Origin of the sequence: Longitalea arenae, from assembly GCF_016924755.1 — a bacterium.
Classification (GTDB): Bacteria; Bacteroidota; Bacteroidia; order Chitinophagales; family Chitinophagaceae; genus Niastella; species Niastella arenae.
In genome coordinates this window covers 97,504-114,750 of the sequence record NZ_JAFFJX010000016.1, presented here as the reverse complement: position 1 = coordinate 114,750, position 17,247 = coordinate 97,504, and the positions used below count along the sequence as shown (strand labels likewise).

At 46.4% G+C, this 17,247-nt stretch carries 13 protein-coding genes; 3 read left to right on the top strand and 10 right to left on the bottom strand.

Annotation, left to right across the window (positions count from 1 at the left end):
• Positions 1–21 precede the first annotated feature (21 nt).
• On the top strand, positions 22–1,068 hold the full coding sequence (locus tag JT717_RS23760) for a class 1 isoprenoid biosynthesis enzyme (protein WP_205513531.1): 1,047 nt from the start codon (positions 22–24) through the stop codon (positions 1,066–1,068).
• A 125-nt stretch (positions 1,069–1,193) separates the two neighbouring features.
• Here the strand turns inward: JT717_RS23760 and JT717_RS23755 are convergent, their stop codons facing one another.
• A complete protein-coding gene (locus tag JT717_RS23755; protein ID WP_205513530.1) occupies positions 1,194–1,607 on the bottom strand; it encodes a winged helix-turn-helix transcriptional regulator in 414 nt (137 codons plus the stop codon).
• A gap of 156 nt (positions 1,608–1,763) precedes the next feature.
• On the opposite strand from JT717_RS23755, the gene JT717_RS23750 reads away from it, so the two are divergent.
• Complete coding sequence (locus JT717_RS23750; RefSeq protein ID WP_205513529.1) at positions 1,764–2,393, top strand: DUF2306 domain-containing protein; 630 nt, start codon at positions 1,764–1,766, stop codon at positions 2,391–2,393.
• A gap of 82 nt (positions 2,394–2,475) precedes the next feature.
• Here JT717_RS23750 and JT717_RS23745 read toward each other — a convergent pair whose 3' ends face one another.
• The 3 genes from JT717_RS23745 to JT717_RS23735 all read right to left on the bottom strand — a co-directional run bounded on the left by JT717_RS23745 (position 2,476) and on the right by JT717_RS23735 (position 3,997).
• Complete coding sequence (locus JT717_RS23745) at positions 2,476–2,997, bottom strand: host-nuclease inhibitor Gam family protein (protein WP_205513528.1); 522 nt, start codon at positions 2,995–2,997, stop codon at positions 2,476–2,478.
• A gap of 61 nt (positions 2,998–3,058) precedes the next feature.
• On the bottom strand, positions 3,059–3,553 hold the full coding sequence (locus JT717_RS23740; RefSeq protein ID WP_205513527.1) for a hypothetical protein: 495 nt from the start codon (positions 3,551–3,553) through the stop codon (positions 3,059–3,061).
• A 219-nt stretch (positions 3,554–3,772) separates the two neighbouring features.
• Entirely contained in the window at positions 3,773–3,997 is a 225-nt protein-coding gene (locus tag JT717_RS23735; protein ID WP_205513526.1) for a hypothetical protein, read from the bottom strand.
• A gap of 98 nt (positions 3,998–4,095) precedes the next feature.
• Here JT717_RS23735 and JT717_RS23730 point away from each other — a divergent pair, with 98 nt between their 5' ends.
• On the top strand, positions 4,096–4,968 hold the full coding sequence (locus tag JT717_RS23730; protein ID WP_205513525.1) for an XRE family transcriptional regulator: 873 nt from the start codon (positions 4,096–4,098) through the stop codon (positions 4,966–4,968).
• A gap of 2 nt (positions 4,969–4,970) precedes the next feature.
• On the opposite strand, the gene JT717_RS23725 is transcribed toward JT717_RS23730, so the two are convergent.
• From JT717_RS23725 to JT717_RS23700, 6 genes are all read right to left on the bottom strand, one after another.
• Complete coding sequence (locus tag JT717_RS23725; protein ID WP_240348390.1) at positions 4,971–6,239, bottom strand: erythromycin esterase family protein; 1,269 nt, start codon at positions 6,237–6,239, stop codon at positions 4,971–4,973.
• 33 nt (positions 6,240–6,272) lie between these two features.
• Positions 6,273–8,993 carry an alpha-L-rhamnosidase gene (locus JT717_RS23720; RefSeq protein WP_205513524.1) on the bottom strand — a complete coding sequence of 907 codons (2,721 nt, stop codon included), beginning with the start codon at positions 8,991–8,993 and terminating at the stop codon, positions 6,273–6,275.
• A gap of 251 nt (positions 8,994–9,244) precedes the next feature.
• Positions 9,245–10,699: a glycoside hydrolase family 30 protein gene (locus JT717_RS23715; RefSeq protein ID WP_240348389.1), complete on the bottom strand. Its 1,455-nt coding sequence runs from the start codon at positions 10,697–10,699 to the stop codon at positions 9,245–9,247.
• Positions 10,700–10,718: 19 nt separating this feature from the next.
• Entirely contained in the window at positions 10,719–12,179 is a 1,461-nt protein-coding gene (locus JT717_RS23710; protein WP_205513523.1) for a glycoside hydrolase family 30 protein, read from the bottom strand.
• 169 nt (positions 12,180–12,348) lie between these two features.
• Complete coding sequence (locus JT717_RS23705) at positions 12,349–13,860, bottom strand: RagB/SusD family nutrient uptake outer membrane protein (protein WP_205513522.1); 1,512 nt, start codon at positions 13,858–13,860, stop codon at positions 12,349–12,351.
• A 24-nt stretch (positions 13,861–13,884) separates the two neighbouring features.
• The gene (locus tag JT717_RS23700; RefSeq protein ID WP_205513521.1) at positions 13,885–17,022 is read right to left on the bottom strand and encodes a SusC/RagA family TonB-linked outer membrane protein; all 3,138 of its coding nucleotides are present in this window, start codon (positions 17,020–17,022) and stop codon (positions 13,885–13,887) included.
• Positions 17,023–17,247 lie beyond the last annotated feature (225 nt).

Sequence of the window (17,247 nt, the reverse complement as noted above, 5' to 3'; positions counted from 1 at the left end):
TTAATAAAACAGGCAATTTTCATGACGGCAACCGGATCGGGCGTATCTCATAATACCAGTATGAAAAACAATCCCGCAACCGTCAGCTATTTTCGCATTCTCAGCAACGTGGTGTCGCTGTACCGCCGGGTTCAAAGGCAGGAAAAATGGCTTCACAAGCAATTGCCCATCATTTTAGCGGACACTGTTCCTGACTACCAGCAAAGTTTTTCGCCCAGAGACATAAAAAGAATTACCAAATACTGGCAACTGGCCCTAAACCTGGTCTGCGAAAACCTGTACCAGTTAACCGGAAACAAACCAGACTCCGGCGAACACAAACGGATCATCTTATTGAGTGTGTTCGGTCCTTTGTTCGACGATCTCTTTGATGACAATATATTGCACTACGAACAGATCGCTTCCCTGGTGGCAAAGCCCGAAACATATGTTCCGCAAACAAAAACCGATCTGCTGGTTAAAAAACTTTACCTGGCCCTCCTTGAAATTACTCCGAACCGGCAATTATTTATTGAGCAGCTGCAGCAGGTCTCTTATTGGCAAAGAGCTTCTTTAAAACAATTAAATAATACCATAACAGAGGAAGAGCTCTACGAGATCACCTATAAGAAAAGCTACTATGCCATCCTGTTATTTTGCGCGGTGCTCGACCATTACCCCGATCAACAAGTACTGGAAATACTGTACCCGATCGCCGGCCTTATGCAATTGACCAACGACGCCTTTGATGTTTGGAAAGATGTGCACAATGGGGTGTACACCCTCCCTAACCTGTACCTGAATTTTGAACAGCTGCAGGCCCGGTTCCTGGCCGAAATTGCGTTGATCAATCATAAGCTATGGCAATTGCCTTATACAGTAAAGAACAAACAAAAATTCGCCATTACCATTCATTCCCTGCATGCCATGGGATGGATCTCGCTTGCGCAGCTCAGGCAGGTGACAGCCGGTATATCTAGTTTCGAAGCGCTTACAAAACTGAGCCGAAAAGCCCTGGTTTGTGATATGGACAGTTTTGAACAAAAATTAAAATGGCTAAAATATATTCATCGCTTCGTCAATTATTAATTTAATTTAATTCGGTTCCGCAGGATTTCATGAAGGCGTTGGCTGGTTTGCCTACTAAATCAACATTTTTAAATAGAAAATCCCGGTCTCCATGGAGACCGGGATTTTCTATTTTTATGTCAAATTCAATTATTAGCTAAACAGTTACGGGGCTGGATGAATCTTGCTTCGGCGGGCAATTCAACATGTAATGGCTGATTGTCTTTGTTCTTAACCAGGTCTTTATTCTTCAATCCCCATTGATTCAACTGCATCAAAATAGGCACTATGGTTTCGCCTACCTCCGTGAGTGAATACTCCACACATAAAGGAAAGCCGGGGAATATTTTCTTGCTCACAATTCCATAATCGACCAGCTCACTTAACTGCATATCAATGACGCGGGCACTGGTTGATGTTATTTCCCGGTGCAGCTCGCTGGGCCGTTTTATACCGCGGCTGATGGCATCGATGATACAGGGCTTCCATTTGGCGCCAAATACTTTCATGGCTACGACAATCCCACAATCCAGGTCTTCCTTTATCTTCCGCTCGTACATGTTTTTTTTAGCTTAAAATTAATTCATTCCGTGCATAATCCCGCCGCCGGAACAGCTTTATTCCATACTGAATAATTTTTCGGTATAGGAATAATTAATCGGTTATTTTTTCTTTTTGACGCTTGCCGAAACTTTGCCTCATCGAATCTACACAATATGAAAAATTTACAATTTAAGAATTGGGGCACGGCAGATATTCTGCCTATATTTTCCTGGCTGGGCGTTCTTGTATTAACGTACACTTTCATGCATGGGGCCGACCATTATTTGCAACTAACCCCCGAAGCATTGGGCAAATATTTTAAATTCCGGTGGTTTCTCATCGCTCATATAACAGCCGGTGGCGGCGCCCTGCTGTTAGGTCCTTTACAGTTCTGGAAGCGGTTTCAACAAGATAACTGGAGGTTGCACCGCATCCTTGGCATTTTGTACCTGCTGGCCGTATTAGTCAGCTCCATTTGTGCTGTGGTCTTAGCTTATACCACCGCCTATGCCGTGAATGGCCCTTATGCATTTTCCGCACAGGTATGGGTAAGCGTGTGGATCATTTCCACTTATATTGCATATAGAAGCGCTATTAAAAGAAAATTCAAACTCCACAAAGAATGGATGACCCGGAGTTATATTGTTACTGTCGCATTTCTTATTTCCGGCCTGCTGTTGAAAATGCCTTTTATTCAAAAACTGGGAAGTTTTGAAGACATTTCACCTTCCCTGTTCTGGTTTGGCTGGGCTGTTCCTTTATTTGTGTATGAAGTTATTCTATCGGCCGGCAGAAAAAGTTAAATGCCATCCTGTAGAAACAGAACGGCTCTACTTACTAGCTATGAAACAAGATCTTTAAATCAGGCCCCATTATTTATTGCGCTTAAGCAACGCGTAACAATGCCTGCAACTTGGGTTCTATAAAAAAGGTTTCATCCTGCACTACATCTATAAAACAGGTCTTTTGCAGATCCTGGAACTGTTTCTCTTCGCGCATGGCAATGATGGCTTCTTTATCGAGTTCGCATTTTACCCGAACCAATGAAGGGAATTTTTCTTTAACCATCTCCAGCACATCGTCCCAGCTGAATTTGCGGTCTTTGGTGACCTTGGGCGTTCCTGTACGAAAACCGATCACACTATGTAACAGATCAAGACTTTTACGGCGGCCCCAGCTGTCTTTTTGCTCTTTTGCGTAGATCTCCAACAGATCCATTTGCTGTTCTTTTTCCAGGGTGAGCTGGATGATCTCATCCTGGAACTGATTTCTAATGTTGTTGATACGTTCATTCATTTGCGCTTCGATAATGTTGAGCCGGGCTGAGATCTCAGCATAACGGGCAGAAGCCTCCTGGGCCTGATCATAATTTACATTGATGATCACTTTCTTTTTTTCGCGGAACATGTTTAAATTTTTTATGGTTATGAAATTGATTCCTTCAGCCTGTGAAAAGGAGGAAGAGCAGTTATACCGGCTCTTCCTGGCATTCATTGAAATAGTTTTTCACAGGTTCATAATATTTCAGGATCTTTTCATCCTGCACATTCAACCAGTTATATCCACTTCTGATACCCTTGATCACACCTGCGTGATCAGTAGCACCTGTAAGATTAGCCAGGAGGCTGTAAGAGATATGCGGGAATCTTTTCTTGCCTGCCATCCACAATAATTTTCGCATGGTTGGCCGGTCGTTCGCCCGGCTTTTATCACTTACCCATGATAGTTGCACATTCCAGCAATCGCACATGGCTTCGAAGAGTTGTTTCACTTCCTCTTCCACCAGTTTATTTGAATAGCGGGGGATGAGGATCACATCAATACCAGCCTGTTCCTGGATCTCATGCTGGGCACGGGTAATAACATGGCTTACGATCGACAGCTCTCTTCTCGTATGTACGGTCATGGCATGTCCGTTTTTATAGCTTGGCTTTGCTTTTCTTTGTAATAACATTTGTGTCATAAGTTAAGGCGGTTTAATACATTAATAGATCGATTAATAAGCCGTTTTATACGCTGGCAGGCCATTTGCCCAACCGGTATAGAATATGTTATTAATAAATTTTAGTTCATCGTTTTAAAGGGTCAAACAATAAAAGCGTCTGGAAAAGATCAGTCAGCACAAGAAGCAGTATCAGAAAAAAAGCCCGGGAGAAGAAGCCAGGATCAGGCTATCGATATTTCATGTTCCTGCATTTGGGTCTGTAGTAAATGGCACGATATTCTTTGCAGCACGTAACAGTAAATTATCGTTCTCGATAATATGCATGTAGGTGGCCATTATCTGCACATTGTCACGATCACCCCGTATCACCTTTCTCACATGATCGGCAGTAACCCCATGGATTTCTGCGACCAGCGCAGCCACATCGCGCCTGCGTAGTACGGTTTCGTTATTTTTTTGCATACTTTTAGCCCCCTGCATACTTGTATCGTTTTTCGATACAGCAAATATATGCCTCAATTTTGGACATTACCAACTTTTGAGGCAAAAAATTTTACTTTATGTCGACTTTTTTTGCACCCAACCTTTCCTACTTAAGGAAGAAAAAAGGGCTGACTCAGGCAGAAGTGGCCACCGCATTGGGTTTGAAGCGTAATACCTTTTCTAATTACGAGACAACTCATTCAGAGCCAGATTTGGGAACATTAGAAAAAATTGCCTCATTTTTCGACATTTCGATCGATGAGCTGGTGAGCGTTGACCTTGCAAAAGGCGGTTTGGTGGAATACAGGGAAGAAGATGAGCAAAAAGAAAGTCACAAAATCACTGAAAACGAGCCGGATCAAAGCACTGATGAATTTCCGGTTTCGGTAGTAGGCAGCACGCTTTTTCCTTTTCGCCGTTTTCAGGCGCCCAAGATCATCACCATGGACAGCCAGGGTGAAGAGAACATTATATACGTTCCCGTAAAAGCCAGGGCAGGGTATATGTTAGGTTACGGAGATCCTCAATTCATTCAGTCCTTATCAGCATACCGCCTGCCCGGCTATACCAACGGCACCTACCGCATTTTTGAAGTGGAAGGTCATTCCATGTTCCCAACCCTGCAGGATGCAGACCGGGTAATCTCGCGCTGGGCCGACATTTCAGATGTTCGTGATGACCGGGTATATGTGCTGGTTACCCGCAGCCAGGGAATATTGATCAAGCGATTGATCAACCGGTATCATGAAGGAAAGATCATTGTCAAAAGCGATAATAATCATGCCGGGGAATTTCCTACGATCGTGCTGGATGTGGATGAAGTAGCAGAGATCTGGTATGTAGTAGAACGCTGGACAAGGCAATTGCCCGGACCAGGTGAAATTTACAAGCGCCTGGTAAATATTGAGGCCGAACTGGCTATGTTGAAACAACGTATGGGGCAGCAATAAGCTCAAACCCCAAATGGATATGTTTCCGGCATTTGATGGCCTTCCGGCAAATGCAGGGCATGCAAAGCCTGCGTGGTATCGATATACACAAAGGCATCATAGCGCTGGTTCAGGATCGTGGGCACATAATTTCCAAACCTTTCTCTTCCGGGGTCGTATACAACGCCAATTGCCCGATGGCCTATACGCAGATCAAACAAGCGATCGGTTTCTTCCTTAAAGATCATATAACGGTCATTGCTACCGCGTAAATGCAGGGCTTCTTCAACACTGCCCGGCCGTGCAGGCGGCACATCCATTTCCTCCATTTGAGCGCCCCAGGCTTCACCTGCCAGAACAGTGCCTTTATACGAACCAAAGCCAACCAGGAAGACCTCTTCTTCACCATATCGTTTTCTGCCTAATTCACCAATATTCACCATGCCTTCCTGCTTCATGTCTGTGGCCCTTGCATCGCCGATATGGGTGTTATGTTCCCACACAATTCCTCTGGCGTCTGGGCCATGAAATGCCAGCAATCGTTCCAGCGTTTCCATCATGTGGGTATCGCGAATGTTCCAGCTGTCGTTATCGAAGCCGATCAAACTGCTGTAATATTTTTCTGCGTTCACCGCGATCAATGCATTCTGTTCGGTATTGAAACCAGCCTCCCGCTCGCCATTGAGGAATTGCGCTTTCATCCGGATCTCTTTGAGCAGTGCCAGCACCGTATCGCGGCAGTTATGTTCCTTTAAAGAATATGCATAGGCCTGTTCCCTTTCGCGAAAGGGTTCAAAACAATGTATGGCCGCTTTGACCGACGAAGCCGCTTCACCGTCTTCTTTATCGAGGTATTTAACCATTGCATCCATGGAATCCCACAGGCTGTAAACATCCAGTCCGTAAAAACCTACTTTCTTTTCCATGCTTAAGCGCTGGTTGTATTCGCGCAGCCATTCGGCCAGGGCAGCGGTTTCCCAGTTGGCCCACATCCAGGTAGGCCATCTGTCAAATACCTGCAAAACCTCATGGATGTTATTACCGGCATCTTTATAACCCTTGATGTACCGGTTGATCTTATAACAATCGGGCCAATCTCCTTCAACGGCAATAAAATTGAACCCGCATTCTTCGATAAGTCTTTTTGAAATGGCCGTGCGCCAGGTGTAGTATTCGTGTGTTCCATGGGATGCTTCGCCGAGCATTACCACTTTTTTGTCGCCTGCAGCTTCGATCAACGCGTCGAGATCCTTTGCACTGGATAAGTTATGCATTTGACTTCTTTCCTCCATTGCAGCAATTTTTACGCCATGGAAAGCGATTGCTTACTTCCAATTTGCGCTAAATCTGTACACTCCCGAACCAACCTTTACCACGTAATATTCTTTTTCCTTTCCAACCACCTCTATCTCTTTGGCTGCGCTTAATGGATTGCCGTTCTCCAATACTTCATCTGATCCCTTCAGTGGAATATAGATAGTAGCGGTGGTATTGGCAGGTATGGTTACATCGAACAATAACCTTTCATTTTCTATTTTCCAGGCGGAAGACAATTTTCCATAGCGCGTGGTGTAAGTGGCTGCTGCCTGGGTAAAGCCGCCGCCGATCTTCGGTTGTACCCTGATCTTTTTATAACCGACTGCTTCTTCATCGGTATCCAGTCCGGCCATTACGCGATACATCCAGTCGCCAATGGCGCCGTATGCATAGTGATTGAAAGAGTTCATGGTGGCGGTTTGAAAAGTGCTATCAGGCCGGATGCCATCCCAACGTTCCCAAATGGTAGTGGCGCCCATTTTCACCGGGTATAACCAGGAAGGATAGCTTTCCTGCAGTAACAGGGTATATGCCACATCGGTATAACCGAAACGACTAAGCACATGGCAGAGATAGGGCGTGCCCAAAAAGCCGGTGCTAAGATGATTATTATATTGCTTGATGTTTTTCACCAGCCGGTCTGCCGCCTGCTGCCGCATTGATTCCGGCAGCATATCAAAGTGCAGGGCCAGCACATAGGAGGTTTGCGTATTGCTGGTGGTAGCGCCGTTCAAGGTGGTGTATTCTTTTAAAAAAGCATCTTTTATTCTGTTGAGCAAGGCCGTGTATTTGGTGGCTTCCTCGGTTTTACCAAGAATTCTGGCCGCGTTTATCAGCAGCTGGGTAGAGTGCGCATAAAAACATTGCGCTATAAAGTACTTGTCGGTGATAGCCGATCTTCCGTCACGGTCATTGTTCACGCTGTAAAAGAGCCAGTCGCCATAATGATTGCCTTTATTCCAAAGGTCGTTGGTGCTTTGGCTGGTCATATAATCAACCCAGGCCTTCATACTGCTGAATTGTTCTTCCAGTACTCTTTTGTCGCCATAGGTTATATACATGCTCCAGGGAATGATCGTTGCCACATCGCCCCAGCCGGCGCTGCCACCACCATTGCCCATCACGTTGGGAATAACATGCGGAATGCTGCCACTGGCGAATTGGTCGGCCGACAGATCCTTCAGCCACTTGTTAAAAAAATTATTGCAATCCTGTAAAAAAGTAGCTGTGCGAAAGAATACCTGTGCATCGCCGGTCCAACCCAGGCGCTCATCACGTTGCGGGCAATCGGTGGGCACATCCAGGAAATTGCCTTTCAGTCCCCATTCTATATTTCGCTGCAACTGGTTTATTAAATTGTTAGAAGAAGTGAAGCTGCCGGCTGGTCTCATATCAGAATACAGGGCCACTGCCGTGAAATTTTCGGGTATTAATTCGCCGGGATAACCTTCTACTTTTATAAAGCGGAAACCATGCCAGGTGAAATGCGGTTCAAAAGTTTCTTCTTCATTCCCTTTTAATATATATATGTCCTGTGCTTTTGCCACACGAAGGTTCTCGGTGTAAAAATTTCCGGCTTTATCCAACACTTCCGCATGCGATACAGTGATCCTGTCGCCTTCTTTTCCTTTTGCTTTCAGCACTACCCAGCCAACGAGGTTTTGCCCGAAGTCGATCACCTGCTCACCCGCTGGTGTTTTAAAGATTCGTACCGGCTTAAAAGTTTCATGTTTTTTAACCGGTTCATTGTAGGTAGCCAGTAAAACGTCTTTTGAAAATTCGGCGCGTTTTGCAGGGCTCCAGGCCGCATCATCGTAACCAGCCATGGCCCAACCCTTTTTTTCCTGGCGGGCATCTATCGTTTCCCCGTGATATACCTCTGAATACCGGATAGCACCTGTGGCCGATTTCCAGCTTTCATCCGATACGATGCTTTGTGTAGTGCCATCTGTAAATGTTATATCTAACTGAAACAATAATGCGATATCTTTTCCATATCTATTATTTTTCTCTTTTCCCCAGGCGAGATCACTGCGGTACCAGCCATTGCCCAGGGTTACGCCTATGGCATTATTGCCCGCTTTCAGCTGATCAGTTACATCATAGGCCTGGTATTGCAGGCGCTTGTTGTAGCTCGTCCACCCCGGAGTGAGGTAGGCATCGCCTACTCTTTTGCCGTTGATCTGTGCTTCATACAATCCATGTGCGGTGATATAAGCAACTGCCGATCTTATTTTCTTATTATTGCTGAATTCTTTTCTGAATAACGGTGAGGCGCGCAGGCTGTCTTCTTCAAAACCCGGTACGATCCAGCTGGCTTTCCAGTCTGCCGGTTTCAACAGCCCCATTTGCCAGTAAGCGGGCGCACTCCAGGCAGAAGCCTTGCCCGTATTATCCCAAACGCGTACCTGCCAGTAATATTTTTTGCCTGAACCAAGTGCAGCGCCATTATAGGGCACCAGCACCGACTGGTCTGATATGATCTTTCCTGAGTTCCAAACATCACCTTTTGAAATTGTCTTTATATCGTTTGCTACTCTTATTTCATATGCTGTTTGAAGTACATTCCGCTTCGGAGAACTGAGTTGCCAGCTAAAACGGGGGTTGGTTACATCAAGCCCAATGGGGTTGCTGAGGTTCTCAATGACCAGGTGCTGTACCTGTACTTGTGCGAGTGCTGCGGAAATGCCTGTTGATAAGGCAAGAAACAATAAAAAGACCTTTTTCATATGTGCTTTCGTTAGTGTTCTAAAAACGTCCTTACGTACAATCCTTCTAAAACGGCTTACATGCCAGGGACCACTATATCCTGTGAAGGTATTGCGAATTTCTTTTTTGAGTCATGTTTCGTAGGGGGGCAAAACAAGATACAAAGCTTCTACGGTTCACTGTCCTGCGGTGTCCCGGTTGATCCCATCCAAAACAACAGAGGCCGCCCTACTCAGGCGACCTCTTGTTTTAGCCTCAATGATATTGCCGATTACTCTAACACCAATGTAGCCATGGAATGCGGCAAACTGGTGATCTCTGCTGCATTGCCCTGCAGCCATACCCTGTACGCCAACTGGTCGTTCGACGTGTTCAAAACAATCACTACCACTTTGCCATCGGGATTGATGAATGCGGTGCTTGCCAGCTTATCGCGGCTGCTGGCAGTACCTACCCGCCGGGCGCCTGCTTTTACAAATTTTGAGAAATGCCCCAGGTAATAATAGGCATTGGTATAGATCAGTTTACCGGTTTTAGTGTCTGCATGCACGGGGGCAAAACAAAAGTTACCAACGTGGTTCGGTCCGCCGTTTTCATCCAGCAAAATATTCCAGTCGGTCCATGCCACGGTACCACTATTAAAATCATTTACCATCGAGAAACCGTACCGCTCGCCAATAGCCCAATCATGGATGCGGTTCATATCGAACTTCTCAACGCAGCCTTCCGTAAAGATCAAATTTCTGTCAGGGAAAGTCTCGTGTACCCTTTTCAGGTTCTCGAATTGCATGGCGCTGCCGGTCCAGGTCTCATACCAATGATAACCGATGCCCCACACATATTTAGCGGCTTGCGGATCATTCAAGATCGTAGTAGCGCGTTGATATAAGAGGTCGCGGTTATGGTCCCAGGCAATCAGCTTTTTATTGCCCAGGCCTTCTTTATGCAGGGTGGGCCCTAAATATTTCTTTATAAAATCCCTTTCTTCCTCCGCGGTGAAAATGCAGGATTCCCAGCGCTGTTTTGCCATGGGTTCGTTCTGCACGGTAAGTCCCCACACCGGTATGCCTTTGCTTTCATAGGTCTTGATATACTTCACAAAATAATTCGCCCAGCTTTGCCTGTATTCTTCTTTCAGCTTACCGCCCTGCAGCATGTTGTTGTTGTCTTTCATCCAGGCCGGCGGGCTCCATGGACTGATATATAAAGGGAGTTTACCCGCCGTGGCGAGTGCCCTTTTGATCATGGGGATGCGGTATTTTTCATCATGCGCTATGTTGAATGTTCTGAGGGCTGTATCATTTTCATCAACATAGGTATAGCTGCCGCTGGAGAAATCACAACTATTCATATTCGTGCGGATCAGGGAATAGCCGATGCCTTTTTCTGCACTATAATAGGCGTTTATCAGCTCCTCCTGGCTGGCCGCAGGTAATTTGGCAAAGGTTTCTGCACTGGCATCTGTGATGGCGCCGCCTATGCCGGTTATGGTTTGAAATGTTCTGGCGACATCAATAAACACACAGGGCTGTGTTTCGAGGGGCTGGCCAAAGGGAGAAAGGGTCTGGGTCTGGGTCTTTGACAAGCGGTAATCCGTTTTTTCCGCCGTGGTATACACGGTAATTGTTCTATAGGTTTGTATTGGATTTACCGCCCTGGGCTTTTGCACATTTTGCGCCTGAACAAGCTGGGTAAGGAAAATTAAAAACGGGACAGGAAATTTCATCTTTATATCATTTTACAAATTACCATACATAAGTGCCAACAGCCCCGGCATTCAGGCTGGTGCTTACCATTTTTCCATTGAATTTTATATTAAAAGCGCTTGCAGCCGTTCCTTTATTCAATGCGATCAATACCTTTTTACCTGCGGGATTTTTAAATGCTACCGTAAGTATATCACCGGCATGGTTAGAGGCAATACGTACCGAACCAGGCCGAACGAATTTGGAAGCATGCGCAATAACATAGTAGGATACATTTCTCGTTATGGTTGCACCAATGGTAAGCGCGCCCAAACAGCTGGTACAACCACCTGGGGTATGCGGTTTATAGCCAGGATCGGCAGCCAGGTTCCACTCCAGTACATTGCGGCTCCAGTTACGGGTAGCGCCAATGATCAGGTTTTCAACATGCCACTGCAGATCCACCGGAAAATTGCCCGGACCTCCTACCCATTGTTCCGTAAAATACACGTGTTTATCAGGATGTGCATTGTGCACTTCGGTAAGCGCTGAAATATTGCCCCCGTACAGGTGAAATGCCGATCCATCAACAAAAGGTTTAGCCTCGGCATCATTTAATATGGCCAGCGGATAATCGGGCCGGTCGGCATTGTGGTCGTACAATATGATTTTGGTAGTGACCCCTGCCTGTGCGAATGCGGGCCCCAAATGGTCCTTGATGAATGCTGCCTGCTCAGCAGCCTGCATGACCATGCTGGGATTATTACCGCCGTGCAGTGGTTCGTTCTGCGGTGTAATGGCATCGATGGTAATGCCCTCGGCTTTCATAGCCTGGATGTATTTTACAAAGTAATTGGCATAGACGCTGTAGTACTCAGGCTTCAGGCTGCCGCCTTTAAAGCTGCCATTGGTCTTCATCCATACGGGCGCCGACCAGGGCGAGCCTAATATTTTGATAGCGGGATTTAATGCAATGATCTTTTTCAATACAGGTATCAGGTCCGGCCTTTCTTTCTCTATGCTGAAGTGGGTGAGGGCCGGATCGGTTTCACCGGCCGGCATATCATCATAGGTAAAGGTAGTAGCGCTTAGATCGGAGGCGCCAATACTGATGCGTAAATAACTTACCCCGATATGCGTACTATCCCACAGAAAAAGCTCTTTCAATAAAGCGTCGAGTGTGGCCGCCGGCAGCGCATTCAAGAGGGAAGCGCTTCCGCCGGTTAATGTATACCCAAAGCCGTCAATCGTTTGAAATGTTTGCGCGGTATCTACCTCAATAGTGTTACTTGCAGTTCCCGTACTGGAAAATAACAGGCTTATGTTCTGTTTATTGAAGAGAATGTTGCGATCGCCCTGGGTTAAATAAAAATGCACATCGGTAGAAGCAGGCGGTTCCGGCGCAGGCGGCGGATTTTCGGTTACCTCATTTCTCGTGCAGCTGCCGTTCAACATCATCCAGATCAACAATAAGCCAAGAGAATTGAACATAAAATATGGTGGTTCTTTTAATGATCTCATCGGATAGGTTTGAAGTATGACCTGTAAGGTGCACAGGCAGGTGCTGCATTTCTTTCAAGTTTATGTGCACCTGACAGGTCCTGCTTGAAAAGACCTGTCAGGCTCGCATTTACATCTCAACTGTTTGGTTTTCGATGACGAACCTTACAGGTCATGGTCATAGTGTTAGCTAATTATAATTCGGGTTCTGTTTGATCTTCGTGCCCTGTGTTTCCCGGAAAGGAATGGGAAATATTTCATGGGTGCCGGCTTTAAAACCCCTGCTTCCCAATACTGCCGGTGCATCACCCCATCTTACCAGGTCGAACCAGCGATGGCCTTCGCCGGCGAGTTCAGCCCGGCGTTCTTTTTTAATGGCGTCCATAGAAACAGGCACAGGAGTCAAGCCAACCCGGGCTCTAACCGCATCGAGCAAGGCCTGCGCCCGGGGGCCGGTAGCATTCAATGCTTCTGCTTCCATTAAATAGGTATCGGCCAGGCGTATGAGGTAGGTATTCTGACGGTAATTCAATTCGGCATTGCCACCGCCTTTGGATACATCTTCTTTACGGGGCAGGAACTTGTTCAGGAAATAACCGGTATTCATATAACCGGCAATGTATTTTACTTTGTTAGCGGCCTGCAGTGGGTTCAGGTCTAATAAAGTAGCTTCCTTGCGCGGGTCATCTTTTATGAAATCATAAAAGTTCTGGGTAAACACCAGGAAGCTCCAGCCAGATGGCAGATCGGGTGCTGATGTATCTTTTCTTTCATAACTTCTGGGACCTACCTGAACATTCACGGTATTGCCTTCATCACGGCCGCTGCCCCAAAAATCCCAGACAGAGTTGCCACCGGCACTGTGCGTTTCTTCTAATATTGATTCTGAGTTAAACTTGTTCGAAGGCTTCCACAGGTCACTGAATTTATCGAGCAATTTATAACCGAATGGGCTCACAGCGCCAGGTGTACCATTCACTTCAGCCAGTTGCTGGGCAGCCAGCGCATTCTTTTTCTCATACAGGTATACTTTTCCCAATAGCGCCTTTGCAGCCCCTTTGGTAAAACGGCCGGCTTCAGTAGAGGCGGTAATCGTAGCAGGCAGATCGGCAATGGCTTCGGTAAGGTCTTTTTCTATCTGCGCATATACGTCTTCGGGTTTTGCCTGTGAAGGCTCGTACAGGTTGTTAATACTTACCGGTTCCAGGATCAGCGGAATATTTCGGAACATGCGCAACAGATTAAAGTAATAATAAGCGCGTAATGCTTTTGCTTCTGCCGCAAATCGTGCACGCACTTTATCATCCATGGGTACATTCGGCAATTTCAATAAGAGGGTATTCGCTCTTAAGATTCCCTGGTAAGGATCGTTCCAGAAGCTGGCAGCCATCAGGTTCGAGGTCATTGTATAATTGGTGAAAGCCTGTAACTGCGTGCCATCGGTGGCGCCGCCGCCACCGGCCACGTGATCATCGGAACCTGAGTTCATCAGGGCAAGCATATTGTCGAAGCCACCGGAATTTTTTCTCAATACATCATACACAGCCACCAGGGCCCAGTAAGCCTGGTCCTGGTCTTTATAATAAAAATCTGAGAGGAATTGTCCCTGCGGCGTTACATCAACAAAGCTTTTTTTACAAGCTGCCAGGGTGTTAAGAGCAATTACTGCCAGCAGTAAGTATTTTATTTTTATGAGTCGCATAACTGTAAATAATTGGGTGAATGATTAGAATGTCAATTGAACACCGCCAATAACGGAACGGGCCTGTGGGTAAACTCCTTTGTCAACGCCAAAAACGACGCCGCCAATTTCAGGATCATAACCCGTGTAGCCTGTTATGGTGAACAGGTTCTCAGCGGTTACATATACCCGCAGCCTGCTGATCTTTATTTTGCTCAGCAATGTTTGTGGTAAGGTATAGCCCAGCTGCACCAGTTTAAAGCGCGCATAATCGCCTTTTTCAAGATAGAAATCAGACATTCTTGAAAAGTTACCATTGGGATCATTGCTCGATAACCTGGGAAACTCATTGGAAGTGCCTTCGCCTGTCCAGCGGCCCAATACTTTCGATTGATAATTGGCATTGCCGATATCGAGCCGGCGAAGCCCCTGGAATATTTTGCTGCCTGCAGCACCCTGCATAAACACCATAATGTCGAAGTTCTTGTAGCCGGCGTTGAGTGTTAAGCCGAATGTATATTTGGGAATGCTGCTGCCGAGGAAGGTCTTATCGAGGTCATCACCGGTGAACTTGCCATCACCATTTACATCTACCCATCTGAAATCGCCCGGTTTCGCATTGGGCTGAATTAACTCACCGTTCTTGTTTCTGTAGGCATCGATCTCGGCCTGATTCTGGAAAATACCATCCGTTTGAAAACCGAAGAAGGTGTTATAAGACTGGCCTTTCTGAATACGGGTTACGGTACCCATGGTTTGAAAGCTGGCCTCACCGGGAATAAAGTCGGCATCAGCAGCTACATAAGTCACTTTGTTTTTCAGGTATGAGAAGTTGGCATTGGCGCCAAAGTTCACTTCGCCGAAATTGGTGCGGTAGCCTACTTCAAGATCTAACCCGCTGTTTTCCATATCTGCCACATTGGCTACAGGCGCAGTAGATACGCCTACATAACCAGGGATCGTAACAGGGCGTAAGATACCGGTGGTCTTCTTGATGAAATAGTCAACATTAAGGGTGAGCGATTTCAGCAATTGGGCTTCAAAGCCAATATTGGTTTGGGAGGTTTCTTCCCAACGCAGGTCGGGATTGTCGAGCGACTGCGGTGCATAACCGGTGGTGATATTATCCGATGTTCCGATGGTATAATTAAAGCCGCCGTTTATGACCGCCAGGTAACCGAAGTTCCTGATGGCATCGTTACCAACCACACCATAACCACCCCTGATCTTTAACCGGTCAAACACATTGTTCACCGGCCAGAATGCTTCATTGGAAACATTCCAACCTACAGAGAAAGAAGGGAAGATTCCATATTTATTCTTCATAGAGAACCTGGACGAACCATCTCTTCTGAGGATACCGGTGAACAGGTATTTTTCATTATAATTATAGTTCACGCGCGTGAACAGGGATGACAATATATGTTCAGTAAGGTCAGAAGAAGTTGAGTTCCTGTTTGCCTGGGGAATGTCGAAATTAAAAGAAGCATCTTTATAACTGCTGATGGGCAAACCGAACAGGGTGACGCTGGAGGCGCCGCCAATATTCTCTACATAAGCACCCTGACCCAATAAAACGGTTACATTGTGTTTATCGAAACTATTGGTATACGTTACTGTGTTCTCAATATTCCAGTTAAAACTGTTGTTATTTTCTTTTCTGAGGTTGTTCTGTGAAGTTTTCACATTCGCGCTCAGGTAGTAGAAAGGGGTGAAACCCTGATTGCCCCAATAAGCCAGTTTACCACCCAGCGTTGATCTTACTTTTATATGTTTACCAAGCGCTGCTTCCAAATAAACATTACCTACAAAATCATCAGACCAGTTGAATTGGCCCAGCCGGGTTTGAATATAAGCGGCAGGATTGGTAATTTCCTGACCCACATATGAGGAGATCGCATAGGGATTTCCATTTGCATCTTTGATCACCGGGTTATTGCTGTAGGGATTGGCGTTCGCAATCGCCGGGTCGGTAATTACCAATGGCGTTACCGGATCCAGGTTGATGGCGGAAGCCAATGGGCCACCAAATTCATTATTGGTATTGCCAATGCCAACTGATTTCTGCCGTGAATACGCCAGGTTCTCGCCGAATGTGAAGATCTTGCTGATCTTATGCGTTGAATTGAGCCGTACGTTCTTCCGCGTATAGTTCGAGATCGGGCCGGCAATGATGCCTTCCTGGTCCTGGTACCCGAACGATAAATAAAAGGTTGACCGTTCATTACCGCCGCTCATGCTTACTTCATGTGAAAAACGGGCAGCATTATCATTAAAGATCGCATCCTGCCAGTCGGTTCCACTACCCAGTGCAGCAGGATCATTGAAAATTTTGGCGCCGCCGCCGTTCACCGATCTTTCATTGATGATCGTAGCATATTCGGTGGCATTCAGCAGGTCGAGCTTTTTATTGGCTTTCGACACACCGTAAAAACCGTTGTAATTCACCGTTAGCTTGCCACTTTTGCCTTTTTTGGTAGTCACGAGGATCACACCAGTTGCTGCGCGGGTTCCATAAATAGCTGCAGAAGCCGCATCCTTCAATACTTCAATGGACTCAATATCGCTTTGGTTCAGGTAGCCGATACCGCCCTGGTCAACGACCACTCCATCAACTACCCACAGCGGATTATTTCCGCCGTCGTTACCGGCGCCGGCGCTGAATGTGGTAACACCGCGTACCCTGATGGTAGAGGCAGACCCGGGCTGACCATTATTCTGGGCGATGGTTACACCGGAAACGCGCCCTTGCAGCGCCTGCTCGATCCTGTTACTGGGTACATTTTCCAGGTCTCTTGCTTTTACGCTTGAAATAGCGCCTGTAACTACTTTTTTACTCTGGGTTCCGTACCCGATCACCACTACCTCATCGAGGCCTAAGCTGGCTACATCTTCCATTTGTACCAGCAGGGGGCCGCTTTCGGGAATGGATAGCTCCTGGCTGTTCATTCCAACATAGGACACCACCAAGCGAACTTTACGGTTAGGAACATTGATGGAAAAATTGCCGCTGGCATCGGTTGTAGTAGCAACACTGGTTCCTTTTATTGCTACCGTTGCCCCCGTCAGGGGCTCGCCGGATCTGGCATTTACCTTACCGTTTACTACAAGATCCTGTGCCAGTACAGGTAAGAAGAGGGCCTGAAAGACCAGCACTACGAGGACAATTCGCAGAATTTTCATACGCAAGTCAGTTGTTAGTTAATAATGAAACAAATCAAAATCTAAAGTAGTCCCTTGATAGGCCCTGGCCTAAAAAGGGGCCCCATCAATACCCCATCAAGCCAGCCATACAGGCAGGTTAGACGCTGTTTTCACCCCCTCTTTACCACATCATGGCGGCTATATGTTTCGGATATTCTTCGTCTTACGCTTAAGGATAAAATAAAAAGCCCCGGCAAAATTGCC